Source organism: Lachnoclostridium sp. An118, assembly GCF_002160985.1.
GTDB classification, from domain to species: Bacteria; Bacillota; Clostridia; order Lachnospirales; family Lachnospiraceae; genus Claveliimonas; species Claveliimonas stercoravium.
In genome coordinates, this window is record NZ_NFLQ01000002.1 from 161163 (window position 1) to 186932 (window position 25770).

The window sequence follows — 25770 nt, forward strand, 5'->3', positions numbered from 1 at the left end:
TTTTTCTTTATTCCCTTATATTCTTCCAGATTTTCAGATTACAGCATTGCTATTATGAACACAGTAATGATATAATCTATTATAGTATGTCTAATAAAGGCGATGCAAGAAGAGGTGGAAGGCTTGAAGAATAAAATTAAGAAATTTTCAAAGGGTGACTTTCAGACAGCAGGCCCGGAGATCGTGTTCGATGAGACCTGTCTGATCCTTACCATCGGTGAGGGGGAAGTGTACCGTGGAAGTTTTACAATCAGAAGCCAGACAGACGGGTCGATCCGGGGGATCGTGTATCCGTCTTCTTTTCGTATGCGCTGTGTGGAACAGGGCTTTGAGGGGAATCCCGTCACGGTGAGGTTTGAGTACGATGGGAGGAATCTGCGCCCCGGACATGTGGAGCAGGGCAAATTCTCGGTTGTCTGCAACGGAGGGGAATACGAGGTGTCCTTCACCGCCATCATCGAGAAGCCCTACGTCATGACCGCCTACGGGAAGGTCCAGAGCACGGATGATTTCAAGAGGCTGGCTATCAAGGATTTCTCCGAGGCCCAGCGGCTGTTTCGGTCCCGGGAGTTCTACGAGGTGCTCAAGTACGAGAATCCCAGAATCTTCCATCTCTATGACAATATGCGCAAGTGGGCTCTGGACGAGCAGGCCATGGAGGAGTTCCTCGTGGGGATCAAGCAGAAGGAGTGTATCTTCCTCACCCTCCAGGGGGAGGGGATGCTCTTTGAGGACCTGAAGGAGGCCACCAAGGGCAGCTTTACCGTCATCAAGAACACCTGGGGCTTTATGCCTGTGCATATAAGGACAGAGGGGGGCTTTATCACCGTGCCCCGGCCGGAGATCACCACGGATGACTTCGTGGGAAATGTCTATGAGCTTGAGTTTGTGGTGAACACGGACCACCTCCACGCGGGCCGGAACTTCGGCAAGATCCACCTTGTCACCCCCTATGAGACCCTCACATACGATGTGGAGGTACTGCAGAACGGGGAGTACGACGAGAATCGCCGGGAGATCGAGTTCCTGGCAGCCCAGATACTGAAGGAGCACATTGCCTGCGAGGCGGGGCGGATCGACCTGAACACATGGACCAACAGCGCTGTGGAGAAGTCCAAGAGGATGCGCCAGTACGCGCCTCTGGATGACGGACTGCAGCTCTTCCAGGCGCATATATACATAAGAGGGGAGCGGATCGAGGAGGCCAAGTGGATACTGGAAAATTATAACTACAACCGGTTTGCCATCGGAAAGGACCCGGTCACCAACGCCTACTATCTGTACCTGACCGCCCTTATCAGAAAGAACGGGAACCATGCGGAGAGAGTGCTGGATGAGATCGGGAAGACCTACCTGCGGCACCAGGATTCCTGGGAGCTGCTCCTCATGCTGCTGACCCTGGACCCCCAGTACCGGGATCCCTACCGCAGGCTGCGGGTGCTGGAGCAGCAGTTCTACGGGTATGAGACCAACCAGGTGCTCTTCTACCAGATTGCCTACCAGTGCTTTATGGAGAGGACCAATCTCCTGAAGAAGCTGGGGAAATTTGAGCTCCATGTGCTGAATTTCGCGGTGAAATACCGGCTTTTGACAAAGGAGCTGGCCCTCTACGCGGCCAACCTGGCCAGTCAGCAGAAGAGCTATGACGACCTTCTGTTCCACATACTGGAGCAGATCTATGACATGTACAAGGAGCCTATGATCCTGAACACCATCTGCACACTCCTCATCAAGGGAAATAAGATGCAGCAGAGATATTTTGTCTGGTATCAGAGGGCGGTGGACGCTGAGCTGAAGATCGCCCAGCTCTACGAGTACTATATGGAGACCATCGAGGAGGACAAGGTGCGGGAGGCGCTGCCCAGGTCCATTTTCCTGTACTTTATGCACGGAAACAATCTGGACTACAAGAAGGCGGCCCTTCTCTACGCCAACCTGATCACCTACGAGCAGTACGCCAGCGACCTGTACATCAGCTACCGGGAGCAGATGGTGGAGTTTGCCTGGGACCAGCTCGTGAAGAGGCATATCAACGAGTCCCTGAAGATCATCTATAAGAGGTTCTGCACCGAGGAGGAGATGACCGGGGAGAGACTGGAGGCCATGCGGGATATCTGCTACGCCTACGAGGTGACCACAAAGGTCAGAGGCCTCAAGTGTGTGCTTGTCATCGAGAAGGACGGCTCCATCAAGCAGAGAGTGCCCTACCGGGAGGAGGGGGCTGTCGTTTACCTGTACGACAAGGAAGCCAGGATCATCTGGGAGGGGATGGACGGACGCCATTACACGGATTCCATTGCCTTCGAGACAAGGCGGATGTTCTACGAACCCAGATATCTGGAAATGTGCAAAAAGTACATGTCCCACATGAACAGCTGGGGCGGTGACGGCGCAAAAGAGGAAGTGACATTCGACAATCTTCATATAAAGGACATCGATGAATTCGATGAGAAGGAAGTGTTCCAGCTGTGCAGCAGGAGGATCCGGGAGGACAACTACGAGGAGGATGACTTCCTGCTCTACCTGTGTTTTGAGATGTTCAAGCGGCAGCAGTACGACAGGGTGACACTGACCTACCTGGCGGGCTTCTACTGCGGCGCCACAAAGGATATGAAGCAGCTGTGGAAGACGGCCAAAGAATATGGCGTCCAGACCGGGAAGCTGGGGGAGCGGATCATCACCCAGATGCTGTTCTCGGAGGATATGTTTGACGAAGAGGAGATCTTTATCGAGTACTATCTGGGAGGAAACGCTTACTTCCGGCTGAAGCAGGCTTATCTGGCCTACGTCTCCAGAGAGTACATGGTGAGAGGGCGCAGGACGGGCCATACCATTTTTGAGATCATCGTCAACGAGCGCCGCCAGGAGGAGGATCTGGCAGACATATGCAAGATTGCCCTGCTGCGGTACTACTCCGACAGGGAGTACGGCCGCGAGGTGGAGGGAGTGCTCCACAGTGTGCTTGGAGAGCTCTGCGAGAAGCAGATCATCTTCCCCTTCTACCTGAAGTATCCGGAGAGCTGGCTGCGGGAGGCCCAGCTCTACGACAGGACCATGGTGGAGTACCGTGCCTCCAGGGGAGGGAAGGTGCGCATTGTCTATAAGATGCGCCAGGGCGGTGTGGACGACCTGGGCTATCAGAGTGAGAGCCTGACTCCCATGTATGAAAATATCTATGTGAAGGATTTTATCCTCTACAAGGGAGACCTGGTACGCTACTATTTCCAGGAGTCCCAGGGGAAGAGGACCATCAGCCAGGAGGAGCACATCCTGGAGCAGACGAGGGATGTGCCTCCCATCGGCCGGTACGGGAGGCTGAACGCCATGTCATCCATGGGGCCGGAGGAGAGGAAGGCGGCCATGGAGGAGTATCAGCGGGAGATATATCTGGCTGAGCAGATCTTTGAGGAGTATTAAGGAGGAATTTTGCTGTGAGAGGCGGAAGCATATTAGGAATCGAACTGAATGACCAGTACTGCCAGATCAGCTTTTACGACGAGGAGAAGAATGAGCCGGAGACGCTGGAGACGGCAGTGGACAATTATCAGATCCCGCTGATCCTGGGCTACTACAGAGAACAGTGGGTGTACGGCAGAGAGGCGAAGCGGCTGGCCACGGTGAACGAGGGATGTACGGTGACGGACCTGTTTGAGCGGGCCAAGCGCCAGGAAAAGGTGCGGGTGGGAGCCAAGAACCACGATGCGGTGTGGCTGCTGGCCAAATTCTTCCAGCTGGCCCTGGCCCAGTTCCGGCATATCGAGTATCTGACCTTCTCCGTCCCCTACACGGATATAGACATCAGCAAGATGCTCAAGGGGGTGGGACAGTTCGTGGGCGTGCCCAAGGAGTCTGTCTACGTGCAGGACTACAAGGAGAGCTTCTGCCACTACATGTTCTACCAGCCCAAGGAGCTGTGGCAGTACGAGGCGGCCCTCTTTTACTGCGACAGGAATGAGATCCGGGCCTACATGCTGCGGCGCCTGCGGAAGCTGCGGGGCAGGGGAGACGAGCTCTTTGTGGCGGTGGACGAGGTGGCCAACGCCCATATGAAGGAGCTGGCGGCGGTCTACCCCGTGCTGAACGTGGACAAGGCGAAGGACGCGGACGAGAGGTTCAAGTCCTTTATCCAGAGCGTGTTTGACAAGAAGGTGGTCTCCTCTGTCTACCTGACAGGGGAAGGGTTTGAGAACAACTGGTACCCCGCCTCCCTGAAGGTGCTCTGCAATGGCCGCAGGGCTTTCCTTGGGAACAACCTGTACAGCCGGGGCGCCTGCTACACGGCCTACAGGAAATGCAGGGATTACGAGGACAGCCCCATCTATCTGGACAACACAAAGATGACAGACCAGATCTGCCTGCGCATGCGAGTGGGCGGGAAAGAAGGCTGGTATCCCATCGTCCAGTGGGGGTCCCACTGGTATGAGGCGGACGGACAGTGGGATGTGCTTCTGGAGGACACTTCTGATATCGAGATACATATCGAGTCCCTGGGGAGCGGCGAACTCCAGGCAGAGACGGTCTCTCTGGCCGGCCTTCCGGAGAGGAAGGACTATGCCCTGCGGCTCACCATAGAGGTCATGTTCCTGGACGAGTATACCTGCAGGATCAGCTTCAGGGACGCGGGCTTCGGGGAGTTTTTCCCGGCCACGGATTTCCACGTAGAAAAGACGATTCACTTAGGAGGAAGCAATGGGCAGTTTAATTCTCTGTCATAAGAAGAAGGCAAAGCATCCATACGAGATATCCAGGATCCATATGCGGATCTACACCATAGAGGAGCTGTGCTATTATTTCTGCAACAACCTTTATCTTGTGGATTACACCATCATCAACAGGCAGCTCTGTGATTGGCTGGAGGAGGAGCTGGAGCTCTACGACCTGGCGGACGAGCTGAGGGGCATCCTGGACCAGAACGGGCCGGTGGAGCAGTTCCTGCTGGCGGTGCTGAGCCACGCCTCCATCTACTCCTCCTCGGAGATCACCCGGATCCACAATGTGCTGGAGCACTTAAAGAACCAGAACGAGGTGGAGCGGGAGAAGTACAAGGCGGACAATCTTCTGAAGGCGGGGGAGGTAGCTTCGGCAATCCTTGTGTATCAGTCTATCGTGGGCAAGGAGTGGGATGACTCGGTGGGCAGGGAGTTCTACGGGCAGGTGTACGGATGCCTGGGGTCTGCCTACGGCAGGCTCCTCCTCTACGAGGAGGCGGCCGCCATGTACGAGAAGGGCTTTGGTGTGTGCCAGGACACAAAGATGCTGAAGGCCTACCTCTACTGCTGTTACAGGTATCTGCCCCAGGAGCAGTACGTGAAGATGCTCTCCAACGAGCCGGTCTACCTGAGCATCGGCTCCGTGCTGAAGGAGGAAATCCGCAAAGCAGCCGAGAATGTGAAGGTGGACGCCACAGATGAGCAGCTTGGCAGATGGAAAAAGGAATACCAGAGAGGAAATATCTGACAGACGGGACACTTATCCATGGTTGACAGGCTGTGGATAAGTGTGTTATTATAACTAGGCAATTTAGTGTGGTAGAGTAATCAATTGATAAATTGCTAATATAATAAAGCTGTATACGGGAGGAAATGAGAGATGAAGAAGAGATTGGCACTTATGATGGCACTGACGGTGACAGCGGCATCCCTGCTGGCTGGCTGCGGCGGCAGCTCTGACGGGTCCTCGGATGCGGGATCAGACAGCCAGGACACATCCACGGCAGAATTTACGGAAAAGGCAGAGGGAGATACGTTTACCGTCGGATTTGACCAGGATTTCCCGCCTATGGGATTTGTGGGCGAGGACGGAGAGTACACAGGGTTTGACCTGGAGCTTGCCCAGGCCGTCTGCGACAAGATGGGATGGGAGTTTGTCCCGGAACCGATCGCCTGGGACGCAAAGGACGCCATGCTTGAGTCCGGAGCCATCGACTGTATCTGGAATGGATTTACCATCAACGGCAGGGAGGATGACTACACATGGTCCGACCCCTATCTGGACAACAGCCAGGTGTTTGTCGTGAGAGCAGACTCCGGCATTGAGTCCGCGGAGGACCTGGCCGGGAAGACGGTGGACGTGCAGACAGACTCCTCCGCCCAGGCCGCGCTGGAGGACAACCAGGAGCTTTCCAGCACCTTCGGCAATCTCCAGGTGATCGCGGATTACAACACAGGATTCATGGAGCTTGAGTCCGGAGTCGTGGACGCTGTCGCCATGGATATCGTGGTGGCAAGCTACCAGATCGAGTCCAGGGATGCGGACTTTGTCATCCTGGACGATGTGATATCCACAGAGGAGTACGGTGTGGGCTTCGCAAAGGGCAACGAGGCGGTGAGAGACCAGGTGCAGACAGCCCTCGAGGAGCTGGCTGCGGACGGGACTATGGCTGAGATTTCCACAAAATGGTTCGGTGAGGACATCACGACCATAGGAAAGTAAAAATGTAAGAAATATGTACAAAAAGGGCTGTCCTTTTGGGCAGCCCGTTTTGCCGGACCGGCAGAGAGGAGTTTTGAAATGGAATTTTCGGTTATGCTGGAGCTTCTGATCCAAGGGACCGCGATGACGGTGGAGATCTTCTTCGTGACACTGGTGCTGTCGCTTCCTTTGGGAATGCTTGTGTGCTTTGGCAGGATGTCAAAGAATATCGTCGTCCGCTCGTTTTTTAAATTTTACATATCTGTCATGAGGGGAACCCCCCTGATGCTGCAGCTCATGGTCTTTTATTTTGGCCCCTTCTACCTGTTTGGGATGCAGATCACGGAAACCTGGAAGCAGCTGGCCTGGATACTTGGCTTTTCCCTGAACTATGCGGCCTACTTTGCGGAGATATACAGAGGCGGGATCGAGTCCATGCCCCAGGGGCAGTATGAGGCGGCCAAGATACTTGGGTACAGCAGGTCGCAGACCTTTATGAGGATCATCCTGCCCCAGGTCATCAAGCGGGTGATGCCCTCCATCACGAACGAGGCCATCACGCTTGTGAAGGACACTTCCCTTGCCTTCACCCTGTCTATCATGGAGCTGTTCAACCAGGCCAAGGCCCTTGCGGCCCGGGAGACCAACATGATCCCCTACGCCATAGCGGCCCTGATCTACTATGTGTTCTGCCTCCTGGTGGCCTTTGTCATGGAGCAGGCGGAGAAAAAGATGAATTATTACCGGTAGGAGAAGGAGGCAGTTATGAGTCTGTTGGAAATTAACAATTTAAAGAAGAGCTTTGACGGGCTGGAGGTGCTGAAGGATATATCCCTCCAGGTCAGGCAGGGGGAGGTGCTGGGCATCATCGGTCCCTCCGGGTCAGGAAAGTCCACTCTTTTGCGGTGCGCCACCGGCCTGGAGACGCCGGACGACGGCGAGATACACTACGAGGGGACCTTCGGGCTTGTCTTCCAGAACTTTAACCTCTTTCCCCACTATTCCGTTATAAAAAATATTACGGACGCTCCCATCAAGGTCCAGAAGAGGGATAAGGAGGAGGTCTTTGCGGAGGCCAGGGCCCTCCTTGCGAAGATGGGGCTCTCAGACAAGGAGAAAGCCTATCCCTACCAGCTCTCCGGCGGGCAGCAGCAGAGGATATCCATAGCCAGGGCCCTGGCCATGAACCCGGACATCCTCTTCTTTGACGAGCCCACATCGGCTCTGGACCCGGAGCTGACCGGGGAGATCCTGAAGGTTATCCGGGACCTGGCCGCGGAGCATATGACCATGGTCATTGTCACCCATGAGATGAATTTTGCCCGGAATGTGGCGGACCAGATCATTTTCATGGACAAGGGGGTCATTGCCGAGCAGGGCACTCCGGAGGAGGTTTTTGGTTCTTCTAACGAAAGGATGCAGGAATTCCTGGGAAAATTAGGGAAAAACTTATAAATCAGCCGATATTATTAAGAAATGCTAATAAATCGGGCGGGAAATAAATAATGAATGCCTGTCTTCTGCGGGCGGGGAGGAATGTTGCTTTTCTCCCCGCCTTGTATTATACTTTTATGGGTAAATCAGCGGGATTTCCCGGAAACCTGACAATGTAAAACAACAGGCAGCGCCCGCCTGCGGTGCATGGCGCTGTGAGGATAAGGAGCGAGAGAAACATACATGGATAACTTTGAAAAAGTGACAACAGGTCTTGGAGAAGAATGTGGTGTTTTCGGTGCTTATGATATGGATGGGGGCGATGTAGCCCCCACTGTCTATTATGGGCTTTTTGCACTGCAGCACAGAGGACAGGAGAGCTGCGGCATCGCAGTGACAGACACCTGCGGAGAGCGGAAGATGCGGTCAAAGAAAGGGCTGGGGCTTGTCAATGAAGTGTTTGACGAGGAAGCCCTCCATGCCCTCCACGGCAATCTGGGCGTGGGCCATGTCCGCTACTCCACAGCCGGGGGATCCAGGGCGGAGAACGCCATGCCTCTGGTCATCAACTATGTGAAGGGAGTCCTGGCCATCGCCCACAACGGCAACCTGACCAACGCGGTGGAGCTGCGGCACGAGCTGGAGCACACCGGGGCCATCTTCCAGACCACCATCGACTCGGAGGTGATCGCCTACCACATCGCCAGAGAAAGGCTGCAGGCGCCCGACGTGGAGGGGGCGGTGAAGAATGCCATGAAGAAGATAAAGGGGGCCTACGCGCTGGCGGTCATCTCGCCCAGAAAGATGATCGGGGCACGAGACCCCTTTGGCCTGAAGCCCCTGTGCATCGGAAAGAGGGACAACACCTATATCCTGGCTTCCGAGAGCTGCGCCCTGGCTGCCGTTGACGCGGAGTTTGTACGGGACGTGGAGCCGGGCGAGATCGTGTCCATCACAAAGGACGGCATCTCCTCCGACAAGAGTATGGCCATCGATCCGGCCAGGCACGCCAGATGCATTTTCGAATATATTTATTTTGCCAGAATGGACAGCACCCTGGACGGTGTGAACGTGTACCATGCCAGGATCACAGCCGGCAGGGCGCTGGCCCAGTCCTACCCGGTGGAGGCGGACCTTGTGGTGGGTGTCCCCGACTCGGGGCTTGTGGCCGCAAGGGGCTACTCAGAGCAGTCCGGTATTCCGGTGGGGATGGCCTTCCACAAGAACAGCTACGTGGGGCGGACTTTTATCAAGCCAAAACAGAGCGAGCGGGAGTCCAGCGTGCGCATCAAGCTGAACGTGATCCCGGAAGTAGTACGCGGGAAAAGGATCGTCATGGTGGACGACTCCATCGTCCGGGGCACCACCTGCGCCAACATCATCCGCATGCTGAAAAAGGCGGGGGCTACGGAGGTGCATGTGAGGATCAGCTCACCCCCCTTCCTGTATCCCTGTTACTTTGGAACGGATGTGCCCTCCAATGAACAGCTGATCGCGCACTCCCACACGACAGAGCAGATCCGGGAGATGATCGGAGCAGACTCCCTCGGCTACATGGAGATCGAAAAGCTGAAGGACATGGTGGGAGAGCTGGGATACTGTGATGCCTGCTTTACAGGAAATTATCCCATGGAAGTGCCCGGGCGGGATGTCTCCCTGGCATTTGAATAGAAGCTGTGCTAGAATGAGAGAAAGAGAACAGAAACTATTTTTATGAGCAGAGAAAGGAAAGAGAATCTATGAGTCACGACAGATATGTAAGCCCGCTCTCCGAGCGGTATGCCAGCAGGGAGATGCAGTACATTTTTTCTCCTGATATGAAATTCCGCACCTGGAGGCGCCTGTGGATCGCCCTGGCGGAGACGGAGAAGGAACTGGGACTTCCTATCACAGATGAGCAGATCGAGGAACTGAGGAGCCACGCGGACGATATCAATTACGATGTGGCAAAAGAGAGAGAAAAACTGGTGCGCCACGATGTTATGTCCCATGTCTATGCCTACGGCCAGCAGTGCCCCAAGGCAAAGGGCATCATCCACCTGGGAGCCACATCCTGCTACGTGGGGGACAACACGGACATCATCATCATGTCCGAGGCCCTGAAACTGGTCCGCACAAAGATCGTGAACGTGATAGCAGAGCTGGCTGATTTTGCTGAACAGTACAAAGATCTTCCCACTCTGGCCTTCACGCACTTCCAGCCGGCCCAGCCCACCACTGTAGGAAAGAGGGCAACGCTCTGGCTCCAGGAGTTCATGATGGATCTGGAGGATCTGGAGTACGTGCTGGGAAGCCTGAAGCTTCTGGGATCCAAGGGAACTACGGGAACACAGGCCAGCTTCCTGGAACTCTTTGACGGAGACCAGGAGACCATCGACAAGATCGATCCCATGATCGCAGAGAAGATGGGCTTTGAGGCCTGCTATCCGGTATCCGGCCAGACTTATTCACGGAAGGTGGACACAAGAGTGCTGAACGTGCTGGCGGGGATTGCTGCCAGCGCCCACAAGATGTCCAACGACATCCGGCTCCTGCAGCACTTAAAAGAAGTGGAAGAGCCCTTTGAGAAGAACCAGATCGGCTCCTCGGCCATGGCCTACAAGAGAAACCCCATGCGCAGCGAGCGGATCGCTTCCCTCTCCAGGTACGTCATGGTGGATGCCCTGAATCCGGCTGTCACGTCCGCCACCCAGTGGTTTGAGAGAACGCTGGACGACTCGGCCAACAAGCGTCTCAGCGTGCCGGAAGGCTTCCTGGCCATTGACGGTATCCTGGACCTGTGCCTGAACGTGGTGGACGGGCTTGTAGTCTACCCCAAGGTCATCGAGAAGCACCTTATGGCAGAGCTTCCGTTCATGGCCACAGAGAACATTATGATGGACGCTGTGAAGGCTGGAGGAGACCGCCAGGAGCTGCATGAGCGCATCCGGGAGCTCTCCATGGAAGCGGGAAAAAATGTGAAGGAGAAGGGACTGGAGAACAACCTCCTGGAGCTGATCGCGGCAGACCCGGCTTTCGGGCTTAGTCTGGATGAGCTGAAAAAGACCATGGATCCTGCAAAATATACAGGTCGTGCCTCTGTGCAGGTGGACAAGTACCTGGCAGATGTGGTCCGCCCCATGCTGGAGGAGAACCGTGAGCTCCTGGGCGTGAAAGCGGAGATCAATGTATAGAGGATAGGACAGGGAAAATGCGTGCGGACACGCAGGCAGATGCCTGGCAGAGAGGGCGGGGAGCAGAGGGCTTCCTGCCCTTTATACTCCCTGCCGCCAAAAAAGGGGAGTGATAAAAAACTGACAAAATTTAACGTGAAAAATTGTGAAATATATACAAAAATAATCTTCTTGTTTCTGTGGGTATTGCAAAAAAATCACAATTAGGGTAGTATGAATGTGTCATTGAAGAGAACTATAAAATATATGATTTATAGATAAGGTAAATGAGACAGACAAGTGGATACGGACGATCTCTTTCACGAGAGAGCTGACACCGAGCAGCCGCCGAAGAGGCAAGCCGGGGGACGATGAAGCTGGTCCTCAGGTGAAACTTTCAGGCAAAAGGATTGGAAGAGGGACAAATTCTGAATATGATGTGGGGATGGGCCAGGAAACGGAAGCCTATGCACAGACAGAAATAGACAGAGCGGGACGGCAGACATAATGAAGTGTCTGTGACGTCCTTTTTTTATTCCACGGGAAAGTCCTCCGGACAGGTGAAAGGAGACAGAAGGTGGACAGCTACATCATCTTGACTAACAATCCGCTTGCAGCCCGCAAACTGGAGGGGCGCAGGACGGTATGTTATATATCTGTTCCCTATGAGGAACTGCTCAGAGAGGCAGAAAAAAGGATCTGCCAGGGCCACAGGCTTTTGTCACACCCTCTCTCAGGGAGTGTAAAGCCAAAAGAGACACCATACAAATCGATCATGCTGAGCGGGAAGAAAGAGGAGGTGGACCCGCCATCCGTCAGGATGATCGAGGCGGCCATACAGACCTGTGAGAAATTCACGGACCGGCAGAAGAGCTACAGGCAGGAAGTGTATGAGGATTTTCAGCTCATTGACTGGACACTGCTGGAGAGCGCGATGGAGTCGGCGGACGTATGGTAGACCGTCATTGAGAGGCAGAAAGAAGCTGCAGAGAAACACAGCATAAAAAGGATCGCAAGGAGGTAATGAGACGTGAGATTAGAAATGGGCCACATTTACATCAAGGACATCCAGTTTGCCGATGAGAGCAAGATACAGGACGGTGTCCTTTATGTATCCAAGGAGGAGCTGGAGAAGAAAGCTCTTGAGGACGAGAAGATCAAGGGAGTGTCTTTTGACATTGCCCGTCCGGGCGAGTCTGTCCGCATCACACCTGTGAAGGACGTGATCGAGCCCAGAGTAAAGGTGGAAGGCAGAGGAGGCGTATTCCCGGGAGTGATCTCCAAGGTAGACACAGTGGGAAGCGGAAAGACATACGCTCTCAAAGGCATGGCTGTAGTGACAGCGGGACGCATCGTCGGCTTCCAGGAAGGCATTATCGACATGACAGGGCCGGGAGCACAGTACACACCCTTCTCCCAGACACTCAACCTGGTGATGGTGTGCGAGCCGGTTGATGATATCAAACAGCATGACTATGAGAAGGCAGTCAGATTTGCCGGATTCAGAGTTGCGGCTTACATTGGGGAACTTGCCCGCAGCCTGACACCGGATGAGACAAAAGTATATGAGACATGCACCATCAAGGAGGGACTGGAGAAATATCCGGAGCTTCCCAGGGTTGCCTATGTGCAGATGCTGCAGAGCCAGGGGCTTCTCCACGACACCTACGTGTACGGCGTGGATGCAAAGAAGATCGTTCCTACCATCTTAAGCCCCACAGAGATCATGGACGGCGCTATCGTGTCCGGAAACTGTGTGTCCGCATGCGACAAGAATCCTACCTATGTACATCAGAACAACCCGGTCGTTCACGACCTGTTTGAAGAGCACGGAAAGACCCTGAATTTTGTGTGCCAGATCATCACCAACGAGAACGTGTACCTGGCAGACAAGCAGCGCTCCTCCGACTGGACGGCTAAGCTGTGCAAGATGCTGGATCTGGACGGCGTCATCGTATCCCAGGAGGGATTCGGAAACCCGGATACAGACCTGATCATGAACTGCAAGAAGATCGAGGCAGAGGGCGTGAAGACAGTCATCATCACAGACGAGTACGCCGGACGGGACGGAAGGTCGCAGTCCCTGGCAGACGCGGACGCGGCTGCAGACGCCGTTGTCACAGGCGGAAACGCAAACCAGGTAGTGATCCTGCCCAAGCTTGACAAGGTGATCGGCACGCTGGACTATGTGACAAAGATCGCGGGAGCCAGCGAGGAGACGCTCCGGGAGGACGGCTCCCTTGAGGTGGAGCTCCAGGTCATCACAGGAGCTACCAACGAGACTGGATTTAACAAGCTGAGCGCAAGGTAGAAGGGAGGACATACAGGAAATGAGTAAGATCAAAGTTGTACATTATATCAATCAGTTCTTCGCTAATATCGGCGGAGAGGAGAAGGCGGACTACCCGGCAGAGATCCGCGTGGGTGAGGCCGTTGGCCCCGGACTTGCGTTCAATATGAACTTTAAGGACGAGGCGGAGATCATTGCCACGATAGTGTGCGGTGACTCCTATTTCAATGAGAACCTGGAGAAGGCAAAGGCAGACATCCTGGCCATGGTAAAGGAGCAGGCTCCGGATGTGTTCATCGCAGGGCCGGCCTTCAATGCGGGGCGCTACGGCGTGGCCTGCGGCACCATCGCGGCAGCTGTCCAGGAGGAGCTTGGCATTCCTGCTGTGACAGGTATGTATGTGGAAAATCCGGGAGCGGACATGTTTAAAGACAAGGTCTACATGATCTCCACAAAGAACAGTGCGGCCGGCATGAGAGCGGCCGTGGGCAAGATGGCTCCTCTGGCCCTGAAGCTGGCCAAAGGGGAAGCGATCGGCGCCTCCTGCGAGGAAGGGTATATGCCGAACGGCGTGAGGGTCAACTTCTTCGAGAAGGAGAGAGGTTCAAAGCGCGCTGTGAACATGCTCCTTAAGAAGCTGGCGGACAAGCCTTTCGAGACAGAGTATCCCATGCCCAGCTTTGACAAGGTGGCTCCCAATCCGGCAGTGAAGGATCTGGCCCACGCAAAGATCGCCCTTGTCACATCCGGCGGTATTGTTCCCAAGGGAAATCCGGACCACATTGAGAGTTCCAGCGCTTCCCACTACGGTGAGTACGATATAGCAGGCGTCATGGACCTGACAGCCGAGACGTACGAGACAGCTCACGGCGGATACGATCCGGTCTATGCCAATGAGGACGCAGACAGGGTGCTTCCTGTGGACGTGCTCAGAGACATGGAGAAGGAAGGAAAGATCGGCGAGCTTCATCATCTCTTCTATACAACAACAGGAAACGGTACAGCCGTTGCATCTGCCAAGGCTTTTGCGGACGAGTTTTCACAGAAACTGAAGGCGGACGGCGTGGACGCAGTTATCCTGACCTCCACATGAGGCACCTGTACTCGTTGCGGTGCAACGATGGTGAAAGAAATTGAGAGGGCTGGCATTCCGGTAGTACACATCTGTACAGTAACACCGATCTCCATGACCGTAGGAGCCAACAGGATCGTTCCGGCTATCGCGATCCCCCATCCCCTTGGAAATCCGGCCTTAAGCCACGAGGAGGAGAAAGAACTCCGCCGCCATATCGTGGAGAAAGCCCTGACAGCTCTCACAACAGAGGTGGACGGTCAGACCATTTTCGATTAAAATGAAAACAAAAAGAAAAGGAGATGTTACCGATGAGCAAAGTTTATGACGTGATCATCCTGGGCGCAGGCCCCGGTGGTCTGGCGGCAGGACTGTACGCAGGAAGAAGCCGCCTTTCCACACTGGTCATCGAGAAGGGCCAGGACGGAGGACAGATCGCCATCACGGATGACATTGAGAACTATCCCGGTCAGATGGTGGAAGGAGAGTCAGGACCTTCCCTGATCGCAAGAATGACACAGCAGGTGGAGAAGTTCGGCGCAGAGCGTGTTGCCGACACCATCAACGCGGTGGATTTCAGCGGTGAGATCAAGATCCTGAAGAGCGCAAAAAATGAGTACCAGGCAAAAAATGTGATCATTGCCACCGGCGCTTACGCACGCCCCATCGGATGCAAGGGCGAGGCTGAGTTCAGAGGAAAAGGCGTATCCTACTGCGCTACCTGCGATGCCAACTTCTTTGAGGATCTGGAAGTGTTTGTCGTAGGAGGAGGCGACTCCGCAGTGGAGGAGGCCATGTATCTGACAAAATTCGCCAGAAAGGTTACCATCATCCACAGAAGAGACGAGCTGCGCGCAGCCAAATCCATCCAGGAGAAGGCCTTTGCGAACCCGAAGATCGAGTTCTTCTGGGACAGCGTTGTGGAGGAGTTAGGAGGAGACGACATCCTCCAGTGGATGAAGGTGAAGAATGTCAAGACCGGCGAAGTGAGGACTGTGGAGGCGGACGAGGAAGACGGCATGTTCGGCGTGTTCGGCTTTATCGGGACCGTTCCCAACTCCAAGCTGTTTGAGGGCATCCTGGATATGGACGAGAGAGGCTATATCCGCACCGATGAGGACATGCACACAAATATCCCTAACGTCTATGCGGTAGGCGATGTCCGCATCAAGAGCCTCCGTCAGGTAGTGACGGCAGCTGCGGATGGAGCCATCGCTGCTGTACAGGTGGAGAGAAGCCTGTCCGATTATTTTTAGAGACCAGGAAAAACATCTGGAAAGAAAAGGAGAGCAGAGAACAATGATCGATGTAGATAAGACCACATTTGAAGAAGAAGTGCTGAAAGCTGACGGATATGTATTCGTTGATTTCTATGGAGACGGCTGTGTGCCCTGCCAGGCTCTTATGCCGAAGGTACATGAGTTTGCAGACACATACGGGGACAAGATCAAATTCACATCCCTGAACACCACAAAGGCGCGCCGCCTTGCCATTTCCCAGAAAGTTCTGGGACTTCCGGTAATGGCCATCTACAAGGATGGAGAGAAAGTCGAGGAGCTTGTAAAAGACGACTGCACACCGGAGAGCATTGAAGCGATGATTAAGAAATATCTTTAATCATAAAATTCTAAAGCAGCAAAAAACAACATAAGAAAGGAGAACGCATAATTATGGCTATTTTGGAAAACAAAAAAGTGATAGTTATCGGAGACCGTGACGGAATCCCGGGACCTGCCATCGCCGAGTGTGTAAAGACGGCCGGCGGGGAAGTGGTATTCGCGTCCACGGAATGCTTCGTCTGAACGAGCGCAGGCGCAATGGATCTGGAAAACCAGAAGAGAGTAAAGGAGTTCGCTGACGAGTACGGCCCGGAGAACCTTGTTGTAGTTCTCGGAGCCGCAGAGGGCGAGGCTGCAGGTCTTGCAGCTGAGACTGTTACAGCGGGAGATCCTACTTTCGCAGGTCCATTGACAGGAGTCCAGCTTGGACTTCAGGTTTATCACGTATGCGAGCCGGAGATGAAGGAAGAATTTGACGAGGCTGTCTATGATGAGCAGATCAGCATGATGGAGATGGTCCTCGATGTAGATGACATCATTTCCGAGATGACAGCTATCAGAGAGCAATATTGTAAATTCTAGGAGGGCGGGGCGGTGTCACCCCGCCGCCCTGCTTATTATGGATAAAAAAGAAGAAAGGGGAAAAACCCATGAACAGTGTGATCAAAGGGGCAAGCTATATTTTAGTACATACACCGGATATGGTTTTGTATAACGGAACAACACAGACGACAGAGCGCATCGTCAATCCTGAGTCGGAGTATCTGAAGGAAGTGCCGGAAAAACTCCGCTCATATGAGGAGGCGGTATCCTACTGGCCAAACCAGACCTATATCGGCAACGTCCATCCGGAGGAGCTGGCGGAAGTGGAATTCCCCTGGTACGACAAGAAGATGGAAGGGGCGGACCGCTACGGAAAATTTGGCGAGATCATGCCTGAGGAAGAGTTCCTCCTCCTTGTGCAGGCCAGCGACATGTTCGAGGTGGTAAGGCTGGAGAAGGGATTTGTCGCAGCCCATAAGGAAGCGCTGGCAAAAGATCCGGTGATCACAGAAGAGATCCTGGAAAGAGTGCACGAGGGTGTGGAGCTTTCCGAGATCGAGCAGTTTGTAAATGAAGAGCATGCAGAAGGACTGTATTTCGATGGAAAACTGGTGGGCTGTGTGAAGGCCGCCCACGACATTGACCAGAACCTGTCTGCCCACGTGATGCACGAGAACCTGATGAGCAAGGCGTCCAGCGTGCTGGCGCTCCTCTACGCGGTCCGCAACGCGGGCATCAAAAAGGAGGACGTGGAGTACGTCATCGACTGTGCGGAGGAGGCCTGCGGCGATATGAACCAGAGAGGCGGCGGCAACTTCGCAAAGGCGGCAGCAGAGGTGGCAGGACTTGTGAACGCCACAGGCTCTGACGCCAGAGGCTTCTGTGCGGCGCCTACCCATGCTGTCATTGAGGCGGCGGCTCTGGTGAAATCCGGCGCATACAAGACTGTTGTCGTGACCAGCGGCGGCTGCACGGCCAAGCTTGGCATGAACGGCAAGGACCATGTGAAAAAGGGCCTCCCCATCCTGGAGGACTGCCTGGGCGGATTTGCCGTTGTCATCACAGAGAACGACGGCGTAAGCCCGGAAATCGACCTGGATATGCTGGGACGCCACACAGTGGGAACAGGCTCTGCTCCCCAGGCTGTCATCGGCAGTCTTGTAGCTGACCCTCTGGACAGGGCGGGCATGAAGATACCGGATATCGACAAGTATTCACCGGAGATGCAGAACCCGGATATCACCAAGCCGGCGGGCGCAGGAGATGTGCCTCTGGCCAACTACAAGATGATTGGCGCTCTGGCTGTGAAGAGAGGAGAGCTGGACCGCAAGGAGCTGGCAGACTTTACAAAGAAGCACGGACTGACCGGCTGGGCGCCCACCCAGGGACATATCCCCTCCGGCGTGCCTTACATCGGCGTTGCCAGGGAGGATATCCTGGAAGGAAAGATAAAGAATGCCATGATCATCGGAAAGGGAAGCCTTTTCCTTGGCCGTATGACCAATCTTTTTGACGGTGTGTCTTTTGTCATCCACGGCAATACGGCAGACCAGGAGAAGAAAGAGAGCGGCGTCTCCGAAGAGGAAGTAAAAGGGCTGATCGCAAAAGCCATGAAAGAGTTCGCGGCAGCGCTTCTGGCAGAGTAAAGGAGGGTGGAACATGGCTGATCATATTGAGAAAATAATCGCCTCCACCTTTATGGAAATGGCAGAGGGACTGGAGAGCGGCCGGTTCGGGAAAAAGCCCAAGATCGCTCTCACCGGTATGGGAAGCGAACACGGCGAGGAGAACGCTATGGAGGCGGCTGTTGCGGCTGCCAGGGAAGGCATTGATGTGTATTACATTGGCACCCTTGAGGCGGAGGGCGTGACCACGGTGAAGGTGGCGGACGAGGATGAAGGACACAGGAAGATGGAGGAGCTCCTGAAGAACAAGGAAGTGGACGGGGCTGTCACCATGCATTTCCCGTTCCCCATCGGCGTCTCCACTGTGGGCCGGGCCGTCACCCCTGCCAGGGGAAGAGAGATGTTCGTGGCCACCACTACGGGTACCTCCAGCGCGGACCGCATTGAGGGCATGATAAAAAATGCCATTTACGGGATCATCGCCGCAAAAGCCTGCGGAAAGGAGCATCCCACAGTCGGGATCCTGAACGTGGACGGGGCGCGTCAGACAGAGATCGCCCTGAAGCAGTTGAAGGAGAACGGGTACGATATCACATTTGCCGAGTCCGCCAGGGCGGACGGAGGCTGTGTCATGAGAGGAAACGATGTGCTCCAGGGGTCGGCGGATATTATGGTATGTGATTCGCTGTCCGGGAATATCCTGATCAAGATGCTCTCCTCCTTCACGACAGGAGGAAGCTATGAGGCGTCAGGATTTGGCTACGGCCCTGGTATTGGGGAAAATTATGAGCAGCTGGTGCTGATCATTTCCAGGGCTTCCGGCGCGCCTCTCATCAAGGGGGCGCTGAGCTATGCGGCTGAGCTGTTGAGAGGTAAGGTGTTTGATATCGCGAAGGAGGAGTTCGCCGCAGCCAAGAAGGCGGGCCTGGCGGATATCCTGGCAGCGAGAAAGGCGTCTGCAAAGCCTGTGGAGCAGGAGGAAGTGAAGGCGCCGGCCAAGGAACCGGTGACATCACAGATCGCGGGGATCGAGATCATGGATCTGGAGGACGGCGTGCGGGCTCTCTGGAAGCTGGGGATTTATGCGGAGAGCGGCATGGGCTGTACAGGGCCTATCATCCTGGTGTCTGACGCCAACCTGGGCAGAGCCCAGGAGGAGCTGAAGAAGGCCGGATATATCAACTAAAAGTATAAGGAGAGGAGGCAGCGTCTGGTATGCCGGGACGCCGCCTCCTCTTTTGCTATTGTTTTTGTGTAAGAACAGTCCAAAATTCCTCTGTCATTTTTGAAAGGATGGTGTTATAATAGGCTGAACTTGTAAATGGAAACAGCGGATAGAGGGACGGAAAAAGGGATGGAAATTCAACAGGTTACACTGCAGAAGACTGCATTTCTCGATTTACTGATGCTGGCAGATCCCCAGGAGGACATGATAGAGAAGTATCTGGACTCCGGGGATATGTTTGCGTTATACGATGACCAGGGGCAGGTGCAGTCTGTCTGTGTTGTCTGTCAGATTGGGAAAAGAAAATGTGAGCTGAAGAACCTGGCCACCAGGGAGGAGGCTCAGGGCAGGGGGTATGGCACGGCCCTTGTCCACTATGTGTGCGAGAAATACAGCTATCAGTGCGACACCATGTATGTGGGGACCGGGAACACGGAGAAGACGATCCGCTTTTACCAGCACTGCGGCTTTGTCCACTCCCACATCGTGCCCGGTTTTTTTACGGCCAATTACAGGGAGCCCATCCGGGATGAGGGCGTGCTGCTGACGGACATGATCTACCTGAAAAAGGACCTGAAGACAGAGGCGGACCCAAAGAGGGTGCTGGACCTTGCCCTGGAGGCGGGGCGCATCCTTTTGAAGAACGGGGGCGAGATATTCCGCGTGGAGGAGACGATCAAGTACATATGCGGGCGCTTTCACGTGGAGGACGTGGATATATTTACTCTCAGCCACGCCATTATCGTCAGCATCAAGATCGGTGACGGGGATACGTACACCCGGGTAAAGCATATCCCGCTGTCCTCCTCCCACCTTGGGATCGTGGCGGAGGTGAATGCCCTCTCCAGGGAGATTTCCGCCGGCCTCGTGGGGATAGACGAGGCCTTTGAGCGCCTGAAGGAGATTGAAGAGATCCCGCCCACGAAGGGCTATCTGCAGATCCTTGCGGCAGGCATGGGAAGCGGATGCTTCGGGTTCCTTCTGGGGGCGGGCGTGATGGACAGCCTGGCTGCCTTTCTCATAGGCTGCTTCCTGTATGTGTGGGTCCTGGCCTCCAAAAGGCTCCGTATATCCAAGATCATCGTCAACATCGTGGGAGGCGTGCTCATCACCTTTCTGGCCCTCCTGTTCCGGCATTTCTTCCCGGCTGTCCTTCACCTGGACGGCATGATCATCAGCGGTATCATGCCTCTGGTGCCGGGAATGGCTTTTACCAATGCCATCCGGGACATTGCGGACAGCGACTTCCTGTCGGGGACTGTGCGTATGATAGACGCGCTCCTGGTCTTTGTCTATATTGCTATCGGCGTCGGCTTTACGCTGGGAGCCTACACGAACATCATGGGAGGAGTGGGTATATGATGAGTGCTGTTCAGGATATACTGCTGAATTTTTTCTGCGCCTTTTTCGGGACCATAGGGTTCGCCGTCATGTTCAATGTGCCGAAGCGCTTCTATATCAGCTGCGGGACGACGGGAGCCATGGGCTGGATCGTCTACTGCCTGGCCGTGGAACACGCCTCGGCGGCGGTGTCCTCCTTCTTCGGGGCGCTGGTAGTGGTGCTCATCTCGCGGATGCTGACTGTGCGGCTGAAATGCCCTATCACGATCTTCATGATCTCGGGTATTTTCCCCCTCGTGCCCGGGGCGGGCGTGTATTACACGGCCTACTACCTGGTGACAGGCCAGCTGGGAGAGGCGGCCCAGAGAGGGATCGGCGCGGTGAAGGTTGCCTTTGCCATCGTGCTCGGCATCGTGTTCATCGTGTCCATCCCCAGGGAATTTTTCCAGCCTCTGTACTGGAAAAAGAGGTGGAAACTCCGCAAAGCCTCCAAAGAGGCTTGATTGTCATAAATCAAGTGTGGTACAATAAAACTATATTAGGATCCTTTTGCGGTCCGGATACAGATATAGAAGGAGGCGGAGAACATGTCAGGTATTGCGGGAACGATTTACGAGATGCTGCGGGACAGCAGATACACAGTGGTGCTGAGCGGGCGGAGCATGCTGGAGGAGAGCGGCTATCCGGTGGTGAGGGACGGCGGAGAGTCCTATGCCATCGAGGAAAAGTACGGGTATTCCGCCGAGGAGATTTTTTCCAGCTCCTTTTTTTCTACCCGGAAGCAGCAGTTTTATGATTTTTACAGGAATGAGCTCCTTTCAGCGGTAGACATACCGCCCGGGAAGGGGTATTATGAGATGGCCAGGCTGGAGCAGGCCGGAATCTTTCAGACTATCATCACAAGAAGGCTGTTCCATCTCCCCGGAAGAGCGGGCTGCCGGAATGTCATTGAGCTCCACGGCAGCATTTTCAGGAACTACTGCCCTCACTGCGGCAGGGAATACCCGATAGAGTACATAAGGAACTCGGAGAAGATACCTCTGTGCGAGACCTGCGGGCAGGCGGTGCGGCCGGATGTCATCCTCTTCGGAGAGATGGTGGACAACCAGGTGATCACCAGGGCGGCCACCGAGATGCAGAAGGCGGATGTGCTCCTCGTTCTGGGGACGAACCTGAAATCCTTCCTGTGCAGCCAGCTTACCGGCTACTATGAGGGGAATAAGCTGATCGTCATAGACGGAGAAGACCACTTTTCCAATAAAGACGCGGACATCTTCTGGCAGAGCCGGGTGGATGACGCGCTGGGAGAAATAATCACAGAAATGGAGAAAGACAATGAGTAAAGTAAGAACAAGATTTGCACCGAGTCCCACAGGCAGGATGCATGTGGGCAACCTTAGGACCGCGCTGTACGCCTATCTGATCGCGAAGCATGCGGGAGGCGATTTCATCCTCCGCATCGAGGACACAGACCAGGAGCGGTTCATGGAGGGTGCTCTGGATATCATATACCGGACGCTCGAAAAGACCGGGCTTGTCCACGATGAAGGGCCGGACAAGGACGGGGGAGTGGGCCCCTATGTACAGAGCGAGAGAAATGAGACCGGCGTCTACCTAAAGTACGCAAAACAGCTCATCGAGCAGGGGGACGCCTACTACTGCTTCTGCGACAAGGAGAGACTGGAGTCCCTGCGCAGCAAGGTGTCTGAGACGGGAACAGAGATCGTGGTCTACGACAAGCACTGCCTCCATCTGAGCAAAGAGGAGGTCGAGGCAAATCTGGCGGCAGGCAAGCCCTACGTGATCCGCATCAACATGCCGACAGAGGGGACTACCACTTTCCACGATGAGATCTACGGGGATATCACCGTGCCCAACGAGGAGCTGGATGACATGATCCTGATCAAGTCCGACGGATATCCCACCTACAACTTTGCCAACGTGGTGGACGACCACCTGATGGGGATCACCCATGTGGTCAGGGGAAATGAGTATCTGTCCTCCGCCCCCAAATACAACCGCATTTACGAGGCCTTTGGCTGGGATGTGCCGGTGTACGTGCACTGTCCCCTTATCACGGACGAGAATCACAAGAAGCTGAGCAAAAGGTGCGGTCACTCCTCCTACGAGGATCTGCTGGACCAGGGCTTTGTGTCAGAGGCCATCGTCAACTATGTGGCTCTTCTTGGCTGGTGCCCGGAGGGGACGCAGGAGATCTTTTCCCTGGAGGAGCTGGTGGAGGCCTTTGACTACCGCCATATGAGCAAATCTCCGGCTGTATTCGACATTCAGAAGCTGAAATGGATGAACAGCGAGTACCTGAAGGCTATGGATTTTGACAGATTTTATGAGATGGCAGAGCCCTACATCAAAGAGGTCATCACAAAAGACATGGATCTTAAGAAGATTGCTTCTCTTGTGAAGACAAGGATCGAGATCTTCCCGGATATCAGGGAACACATTGATTTCTTTGAGGAGCTGCCGGAGTACGACACCTCCATGTACTGCCATAAGAAGATGAAGACCAATGAGGAGACATCTCTGGAAGTGCTGCGGGAGACGCTGCCGCTTCTTGAGAGCCAGGAGGATTACAGCAACGACGCGCTCTACAATACGCTGAAGTCCTACGTGGATGAGAAGGGCGTCAAGATCGGCTATGTGATGTGGCCGCTGCGGACAGCCGTGTCCGGCAAGCAGAGCACACCGGGAGGAGCCACGGAGATCATGGAAGTCCTGGGAAAAGAGGAGTCTCTGGCCCGCATCCGCAAAGGGATCGAAAAACTGGAAGAGAGGTAGGAGATGCAGCTTAACAAAGCGCAGCAGGAGGCCGCCTGCCATAAGGAGGGACCCTGTATGGTCCTGGCAGGGCCAGGCTCCGGCAAGACACTCACCATCGCGGCGAGGATCAGATATTTAATAGAGAAATGCAAAGTAAGGCCAGAAGAAATTCTGGTCATTACTTTTACCAGATATGCGGCCCGGCAGATGAAAGAGAGGTTCGAGGGACTCATGGGCGCAGGCCGGTCTCCCGTCACCTTTGGAACCTTTCACGGCATCTACTACGGCATCCTGAAGTGGGCCTACGGGCTCACCTCCGCCAATATCATGGCGGAGGAGGAAAAGAGGGAGCTGCTGCGGCAGATACTCTCTCTGCCGCAGATGAGCCCGGACATGGAGATAGAAGATGAGAAGGACTATCTGGAGCGGCTCCTGTCGGAGATGGGAAAGGTAAAAAACAGCGGGATCAGGCTCTCCCAGTACGAGTCCCAGGTCAGTCCCCGGCATTTCCAGGACATATGCAGGCTCTACGAGGAAAAAAAGAAGGAGATGAGGAAGATCGACTTTGACGATATGCTGCTCCTGTGCTGGAAGCTCTTTAAGACCCGGCCGGATGTGCTGGAGAGGTGGCAGAAAAAATTCCGCTATATCCTCGTGGATGAGTTCCAGGATGTGAACCGGGTCCAGTACGAGGTGCTCAGGATGCTGGCTCTTCCGGAGAACAACCTCTTTGTGGTGGGGGACGATGACCAGTCCATCTACCAGTTCCGGGGTGCCCGGCCGGGGATCATGCTGGGCTTCCCCAAGGATTATCCGAGGGCAAAGAAGGTGCTCCTGGATGTGAACTACCGGTGTACGCCCTATATCCTGAAGGGGGCGGTCCGCGTCATCGGACACAACAAAAAGCGGTACCCGAAGAAGCTGCGCACGGTCAAGGACAAAGGCGCCCTGGTCCATGTCCAGGAGGTGAAGGACCCCACGGAGGAGGCCGGGTATATCATCTCGGCCATACAGAAGCGCGCGGAGGAGGGGACGGCTCTGCAGGATATGGCGGTCCTCTTCCGGACGAACCTGGACGCGGGCATCCTGGCGGGCCAGATGATGGAGCGGCACATGCCCTTCTCCATGCGGGAGTATGTGCGCAACGTGTTCGAGCATTTTATCGGGAGGAATATACGCAGCTACATGGAGCTGGCCTGCGGCAGACGGGACAGGAAGTATTTCCTGGATATCGCCAACTGTCCCAAGCGGTATATCAGCCGGGAGAGCATGGAAAGGGGAGAGGTATCCTTTGAGGACCTGCGGAAATTCTACTGCGACAAGGACTGGATGCAGGACCGTATCGACCAGCTTGAGTGGGATATCAGGATGATGGAGCACAAGACCCCCTTCGCCGCCATCCAGTACATCCGAAAGAGGATCGGGTACGATGACTACCTGCGGGAGTGGGCCAGGGCCCGCCGCACAGGGGAGGAGGAGCTCTTTGAGATGCTGGAGCAGATCCAGGAGAGCGCGCAGGCGTTCCGGACTATGGAGGAGTGGTTCCGCTTCACAGATGAATACGGCAGAAATCTGCGGGAGCAGCAGAGGAGAAAAAGTGATGACAACAGGGAAGGCATCTGCCTCATGACCATGCACAGCGCCAAAGGGCTGGAATTTGACACAGTCTTTATCCTGGGCGCCAACGAGGGCGTGACGCCCTACAAGAAGGCAAAGCTGGAGGAGGAGATAGAGGAGGAGAGACGGATGTTCTATGTGGCCATGACAAGGGCAAAGGAGAAGCTGGTCATCACCTACGTGAAAACAAAAAACGGAAAGGACGCGGAGCCTTCCCGGTTCGTGGAAGAGCTTCTTCTCCGGGGGAAAAAGAAGAAGGACGCCTAGAAGGCGTCCAGATCTTCCTCGAATTCCTGCTCGTCCAGCCACTCGTCAAAGGCGTCGGCTGCGATCTCGTATTCCTCATCATCCTCGATATTCTCCAGGTCCGGATTTTCCGGGTCTGTCTCGATGTATCGGTAGATGTATACATCCCCCTCCTCTTCCCCGTTTTCATCCAGCGGAAGGAGAGCGATGTACTGACGGCCGCCTGCCTCGTAGATGGTGAGGACGGCACACTCGAGCACTTCGTCGTTATCCAGTGTCAGTGTTACCGTGATCTCTTCATTCTGCTGATCTTTCATTATCAATTTCTCCTTTTTCTGTCATGTTTTCAGAGATTTCCTCTGCCTTTACTGTACCAGAGAGCGGCCGCAAAAGCAAGACATATCCGGAGCCAGCCCCTCGCATGGATACAGGACTGGTCAAATGATACAAAATGTTGTAAAATACTAGATAAGTATG

22 protein-coding genes and 1 riboswitch are annotated in these 25770 nt (G+C 54.7%); of the genes, 21 read left to right on the forward strand and 1 reads right to left on the reverse strand.

The features are described 5' to 3' along the window. The first annotated feature begins 123 nt into the window (after window positions 1-123). The 21 genes from B5E62_RS02490 (at window position 124) to B5E62_RS02590 (ending at window position 25314) form a co-directional block, all read left to right on the forward strand. Complete coding sequence (locus tag B5E62_RS02490; protein ID WP_087173172.1) at window positions 124-3417, forward strand: DUF5717 family protein; 3294 nt, start codon at window positions 124-126, stop codon at window positions 3415-3417. 14 nt (window positions 3418-3431) lie between these two features. Next, entirely contained in the window at window positions 3432-4715 is a 1284-nt protein-coding gene (locus B5E62_RS02495) for a DUF5716 family protein (protein ID WP_087173173.1), read from the forward strand. Further along, entirely contained in the window at window positions 4690-5457 is a 768-nt protein-coding gene (locus tag B5E62_RS02500) for a hypothetical protein (RefSeq protein WP_087173174.1), read from the forward strand. The genes B5E62_RS02495 and B5E62_RS02500 overlap by 26 nt, the downstream gene beginning before the upstream one ends. A 132-nt stretch (window positions 5458-5589) precedes the next feature. Then, window positions 5590-6432: an amino acid ABC transporter substrate-binding protein gene (locus B5E62_RS02505; RefSeq protein WP_087173175.1), complete on the forward strand. Its 843-nt coding sequence runs from the start codon at window positions 5590-5592 to the stop codon at window positions 6430-6432. A gap of 78 nt (window positions 6433-6510) precedes the next feature. Then, on the forward strand, window positions 6511-7161 hold the full coding sequence (locus tag B5E62_RS02510; RefSeq protein WP_087173176.1) for an amino acid ABC transporter permease: 651 nt from the start codon (window positions 6511-6513) through the stop codon (window positions 7159-7161). A gap of 15 nt (window positions 7162-7176) precedes the next feature. Then, window positions 7177-7866, forward strand: coding sequence for an amino acid ABC transporter ATP-binding protein (locus B5E62_RS02515; protein ID WP_087173177.1), 690 nt, complete (start codon window positions 7177-7179; stop codon window positions 7864-7866). A gap of 222 nt (window positions 7867-8088) precedes the next feature. Continuing rightward, window positions 8089-9516, forward strand: a complete 1428-nt coding sequence (gene purF / locus B5E62_RS02520; protein WP_087173178.1) for an amidophosphoribosyltransferase — start codon at window positions 8089-8091, stop codon at window positions 9514-9516. Between the two features lie 68 nt (window positions 9517-9584). Continuing rightward, the gene (gene purB, locus B5E62_RS02525) at window positions 9585-11018 is read left to right on the forward strand and encodes an adenylosuccinate lyase (protein ID WP_087173179.1); all 1434 of its coding nucleotides are present in this window, start codon (window positions 9585-9587) and stop codon (window positions 11016-11018) included. Between the two features lie 290 nt (window positions 11019-11308). Next, a riboswitch (glycine riboswitch) is annotated at window positions 11309-11420 on the forward strand. A gap of 154 nt (window positions 11421-11574) precedes the next feature. Beyond that, window positions 11575-11955: a GrdX family protein gene (locus B5E62_RS02530; RefSeq protein WP_087173180.1), complete on the forward strand. Its 381-nt coding sequence runs from the start codon at window positions 11575-11577 to the stop codon at window positions 11953-11955. 72 nt (window positions 11956-12027) lie between these two features. Next, the gene (locus B5E62_RS02535) at window positions 12028-13308 is read left to right on the forward strand and encodes a glycine/sarcosine/betaine reductase component B subunit (RefSeq protein ID WP_242957690.1); all 1281 of its coding nucleotides are present in this window, start codon (window positions 12028-12030) and stop codon (window positions 13306-13308) included. 19 nt (window positions 13309-13327) lie between these two features. Continuing rightward, a complete protein-coding gene (grdB, locus tag B5E62_RS02540; protein ID WP_087173182.1) occupies window positions 13328-14638 on the forward strand; it encodes a glycine reductase complex selenoprotein B in 1311 nt (436 codons plus the stop codon). A gap of 32 nt (window positions 14639-14670) precedes the next feature. Next, on the forward strand, window positions 14671-15615 hold the full coding sequence (gene trxB, locus B5E62_RS02545; protein ID WP_033124534.1) for a thioredoxin-disulfide reductase: 945 nt from the start codon (window positions 14671-14673) through the stop codon (window positions 15613-15615). Window positions 15616-15658: 43 nt separating this feature from the next. Further along, complete coding sequence (gene trxA, locus B5E62_RS02550; RefSeq protein WP_033124535.1) at window positions 15659-15976, forward strand: thioredoxin TrxA; 318 nt, start codon at window positions 15659-15661, stop codon at window positions 15974-15976. A gap of 53 nt (window positions 15977-16029) precedes the next feature. Continuing rightward, a complete protein-coding gene (grdA, locus tag B5E62_RS02555; protein WP_081957934.1) occupies window positions 16030-16500 on the forward strand; it encodes a glycine/sarcosine/betaine reductase complex selenoprotein A in 471 nt (156 codons plus the stop codon). Window positions 16501-16568: 68 nt separating this feature from the next. Then, window positions 16569-18107: a glycine/sarcosine/betaine reductase complex component C subunit beta gene (gene grdC / locus B5E62_RS02560; protein WP_087173183.1), complete on the forward strand. Its 1539-nt coding sequence runs from the start codon at window positions 16569-16571 to the stop codon at window positions 18105-18107. 13 nt (window positions 18108-18120) lie between these two features. After that, the gene (grdD, locus tag B5E62_RS02565; protein WP_087173184.1) at window positions 18121-19272 is read left to right on the forward strand and encodes a glycine/sarcosine/betaine reductase complex component C subunit alpha; all 1152 of its coding nucleotides are present in this window, start codon (window positions 18121-18123) and stop codon (window positions 19270-19272) included. Window positions 19273-19440: 168 nt separating this feature from the next. Next, window positions 19441-20673 (forward strand): GNAT family N-acetyltransferase, encoded by a 1233-nt coding sequence (locus tag B5E62_RS02570; protein WP_087173185.1) that lies wholly within the window; start codon window positions 19441-19443, stop codon window positions 20671-20673. Further along, window positions 20670-21155, forward strand: coding sequence for a threonine/serine exporter family protein (locus tag B5E62_RS02575; RefSeq protein ID WP_242957691.1), 486 nt, complete (start codon window positions 20670-20672; stop codon window positions 21153-21155). The genes B5E62_RS02570 and B5E62_RS02575 overlap by 4 nt, the downstream gene beginning before the upstream one ends. A gap of 84 nt (window positions 21156-21239) precedes the next feature. Further along, window positions 21240-21995 carry an SIR2 family NAD-dependent protein deacylase gene (locus tag B5E62_RS02580; protein WP_242957692.1) on the forward strand — a complete coding sequence of 252 codons (756 nt, stop codon included), beginning with the start codon at window positions 21240-21242 and terminating at the stop codon, window positions 21993-21995. Next, window positions 21988-23448 carry a glutamate--tRNA ligase gene (gene gltX / locus B5E62_RS02585; RefSeq protein ID WP_087173186.1) on the forward strand — a complete coding sequence of 487 codons (1461 nt, stop codon included), beginning with the start codon at window positions 21988-21990 and terminating at the stop codon, window positions 23446-23448. Before B5E62_RS02580 ends, gltX begins: the two co-directional genes overlap by 8 nt. 3 nt (window positions 23449-23451) lie before the next feature. After that, on the forward strand, window positions 23452-25314 hold the full coding sequence (locus B5E62_RS02590; protein ID WP_087173187.1) for an ATP-dependent helicase: 1863 nt from the start codon (window positions 23452-23454) through the stop codon (window positions 25312-25314). Here the strand turns inward: B5E62_RS02590 and B5E62_RS02595 are convergent. Next, window positions 25311-25610 carry a DUF1292 domain-containing protein gene (locus tag B5E62_RS02595; protein WP_087173188.1) on the reverse strand — a complete coding sequence of 100 codons (300 nt, stop codon included), beginning with the start codon at window positions 25608-25610 and terminating at the stop codon, window positions 25311-25313. The two genes, B5E62_RS02590 and B5E62_RS02595, sit on opposite strands and share 4 nt — an antisense overlap. Window positions 25611-25770: the final 160 nt, after the last annotated feature.

Bases quoted from the DNA above. Each gene is read 5' to 3' on its own strand.
- B5E62_RS02500 (WP_087173174.1), top strand. From the start codon at position 4,690: ATGGGCAGTTTAATTCTCTGTCATAAGAAGAAGGCAAAGCATCCATAC.
- B5E62_RS02505 (WP_087173175.1), top strand. From the start codon at position 5,590: ATGAAGAAGAGATTGGCACTTATGATGGCACTGACGGTGACAGCGGCA.
- B5E62_RS02510 (WP_087173176.1), top strand. From the start codon at position 6,511: ATGGAATTTTCGGTTATGCTGGAGCTTCTGATCCAAGGGACCGCGATG.
- B5E62_RS02515 (WP_087173177.1), top strand. From the start codon at position 7,177: ATGAGTCTGTTGGAAATTAACAATTTAAAGAAGAGCTTTGACGGGCTG.
- purF (WP_087173178.1), top strand. From the start codon at position 8,089: ATGGATAACTTTGAAAAAGTGACAACAGGTCTTGGAGAAGAATGTGGT.
- purB (WP_087173179.1), top strand. From the start codon at position 9,585: ATGAGTCACGACAGATATGTAAGCCCGCTCTCCGAGCGGTATGCCAGC.
- trxB (WP_033124534.1), top strand. From the start codon at position 14,671: ATGAGCAAAGTTTATGACGTGATCATCCTGGGCGCAGGCCCCGGTGGT.
- trxA (WP_033124535.1), top strand. From the start codon at position 15,659: ATGATCGATGTAGATAAGACCACATTTGAAGAAGAAGTGCTGAAAGCT.
- grdC (WP_087173183.1), top strand. From the start codon at position 16,569: ATGAACAGTGTGATCAAAGGGGCAAGCTATATTTTAGTACATACACCG.
- grdD (WP_087173184.1), top strand. From the start codon at position 18,121: ATGGCTGATCATATTGAGAAAATAATCGCCTCCACCTTTATGGAAATG.
- B5E62_RS02570 (WP_087173185.1), top strand. From the start codon at position 19,441: ATGGAAATTCAACAGGTTACACTGCAGAAGACTGCATTTCTCGATTTA.
- B5E62_RS02575 (WP_242957691.1), top strand. From the start codon at position 20,670: ATGATGAGTGCTGTTCAGGATATACTGCTGAATTTTTTCTGCGCCTTT.
- B5E62_RS02580 (WP_242957692.1), top strand. From the start codon at position 21,240: ATGTCAGGTATTGCGGGAACGATTTACGAGATGCTGCGGGACAGCAGA.
- gltX (WP_087173186.1), top strand. From the start codon at position 21,988: ATGAGTAAAGTAAGAACAAGATTTGCACCGAGTCCCACAGGCAGGATG.
- B5E62_RS02590 (WP_087173187.1), top strand. From the start codon at position 23,452: ATGCAGCTTAACAAAGCGCAGCAGGAGGCCGCCTGCCATAAGGAGGGA.
- B5E62_RS02595 (WP_087173188.1), bottom strand. From the start codon at position 25,610: ATGAAAGATCAGCAGAATGAAGAGATCACGGTAACACTGACACTGGAT.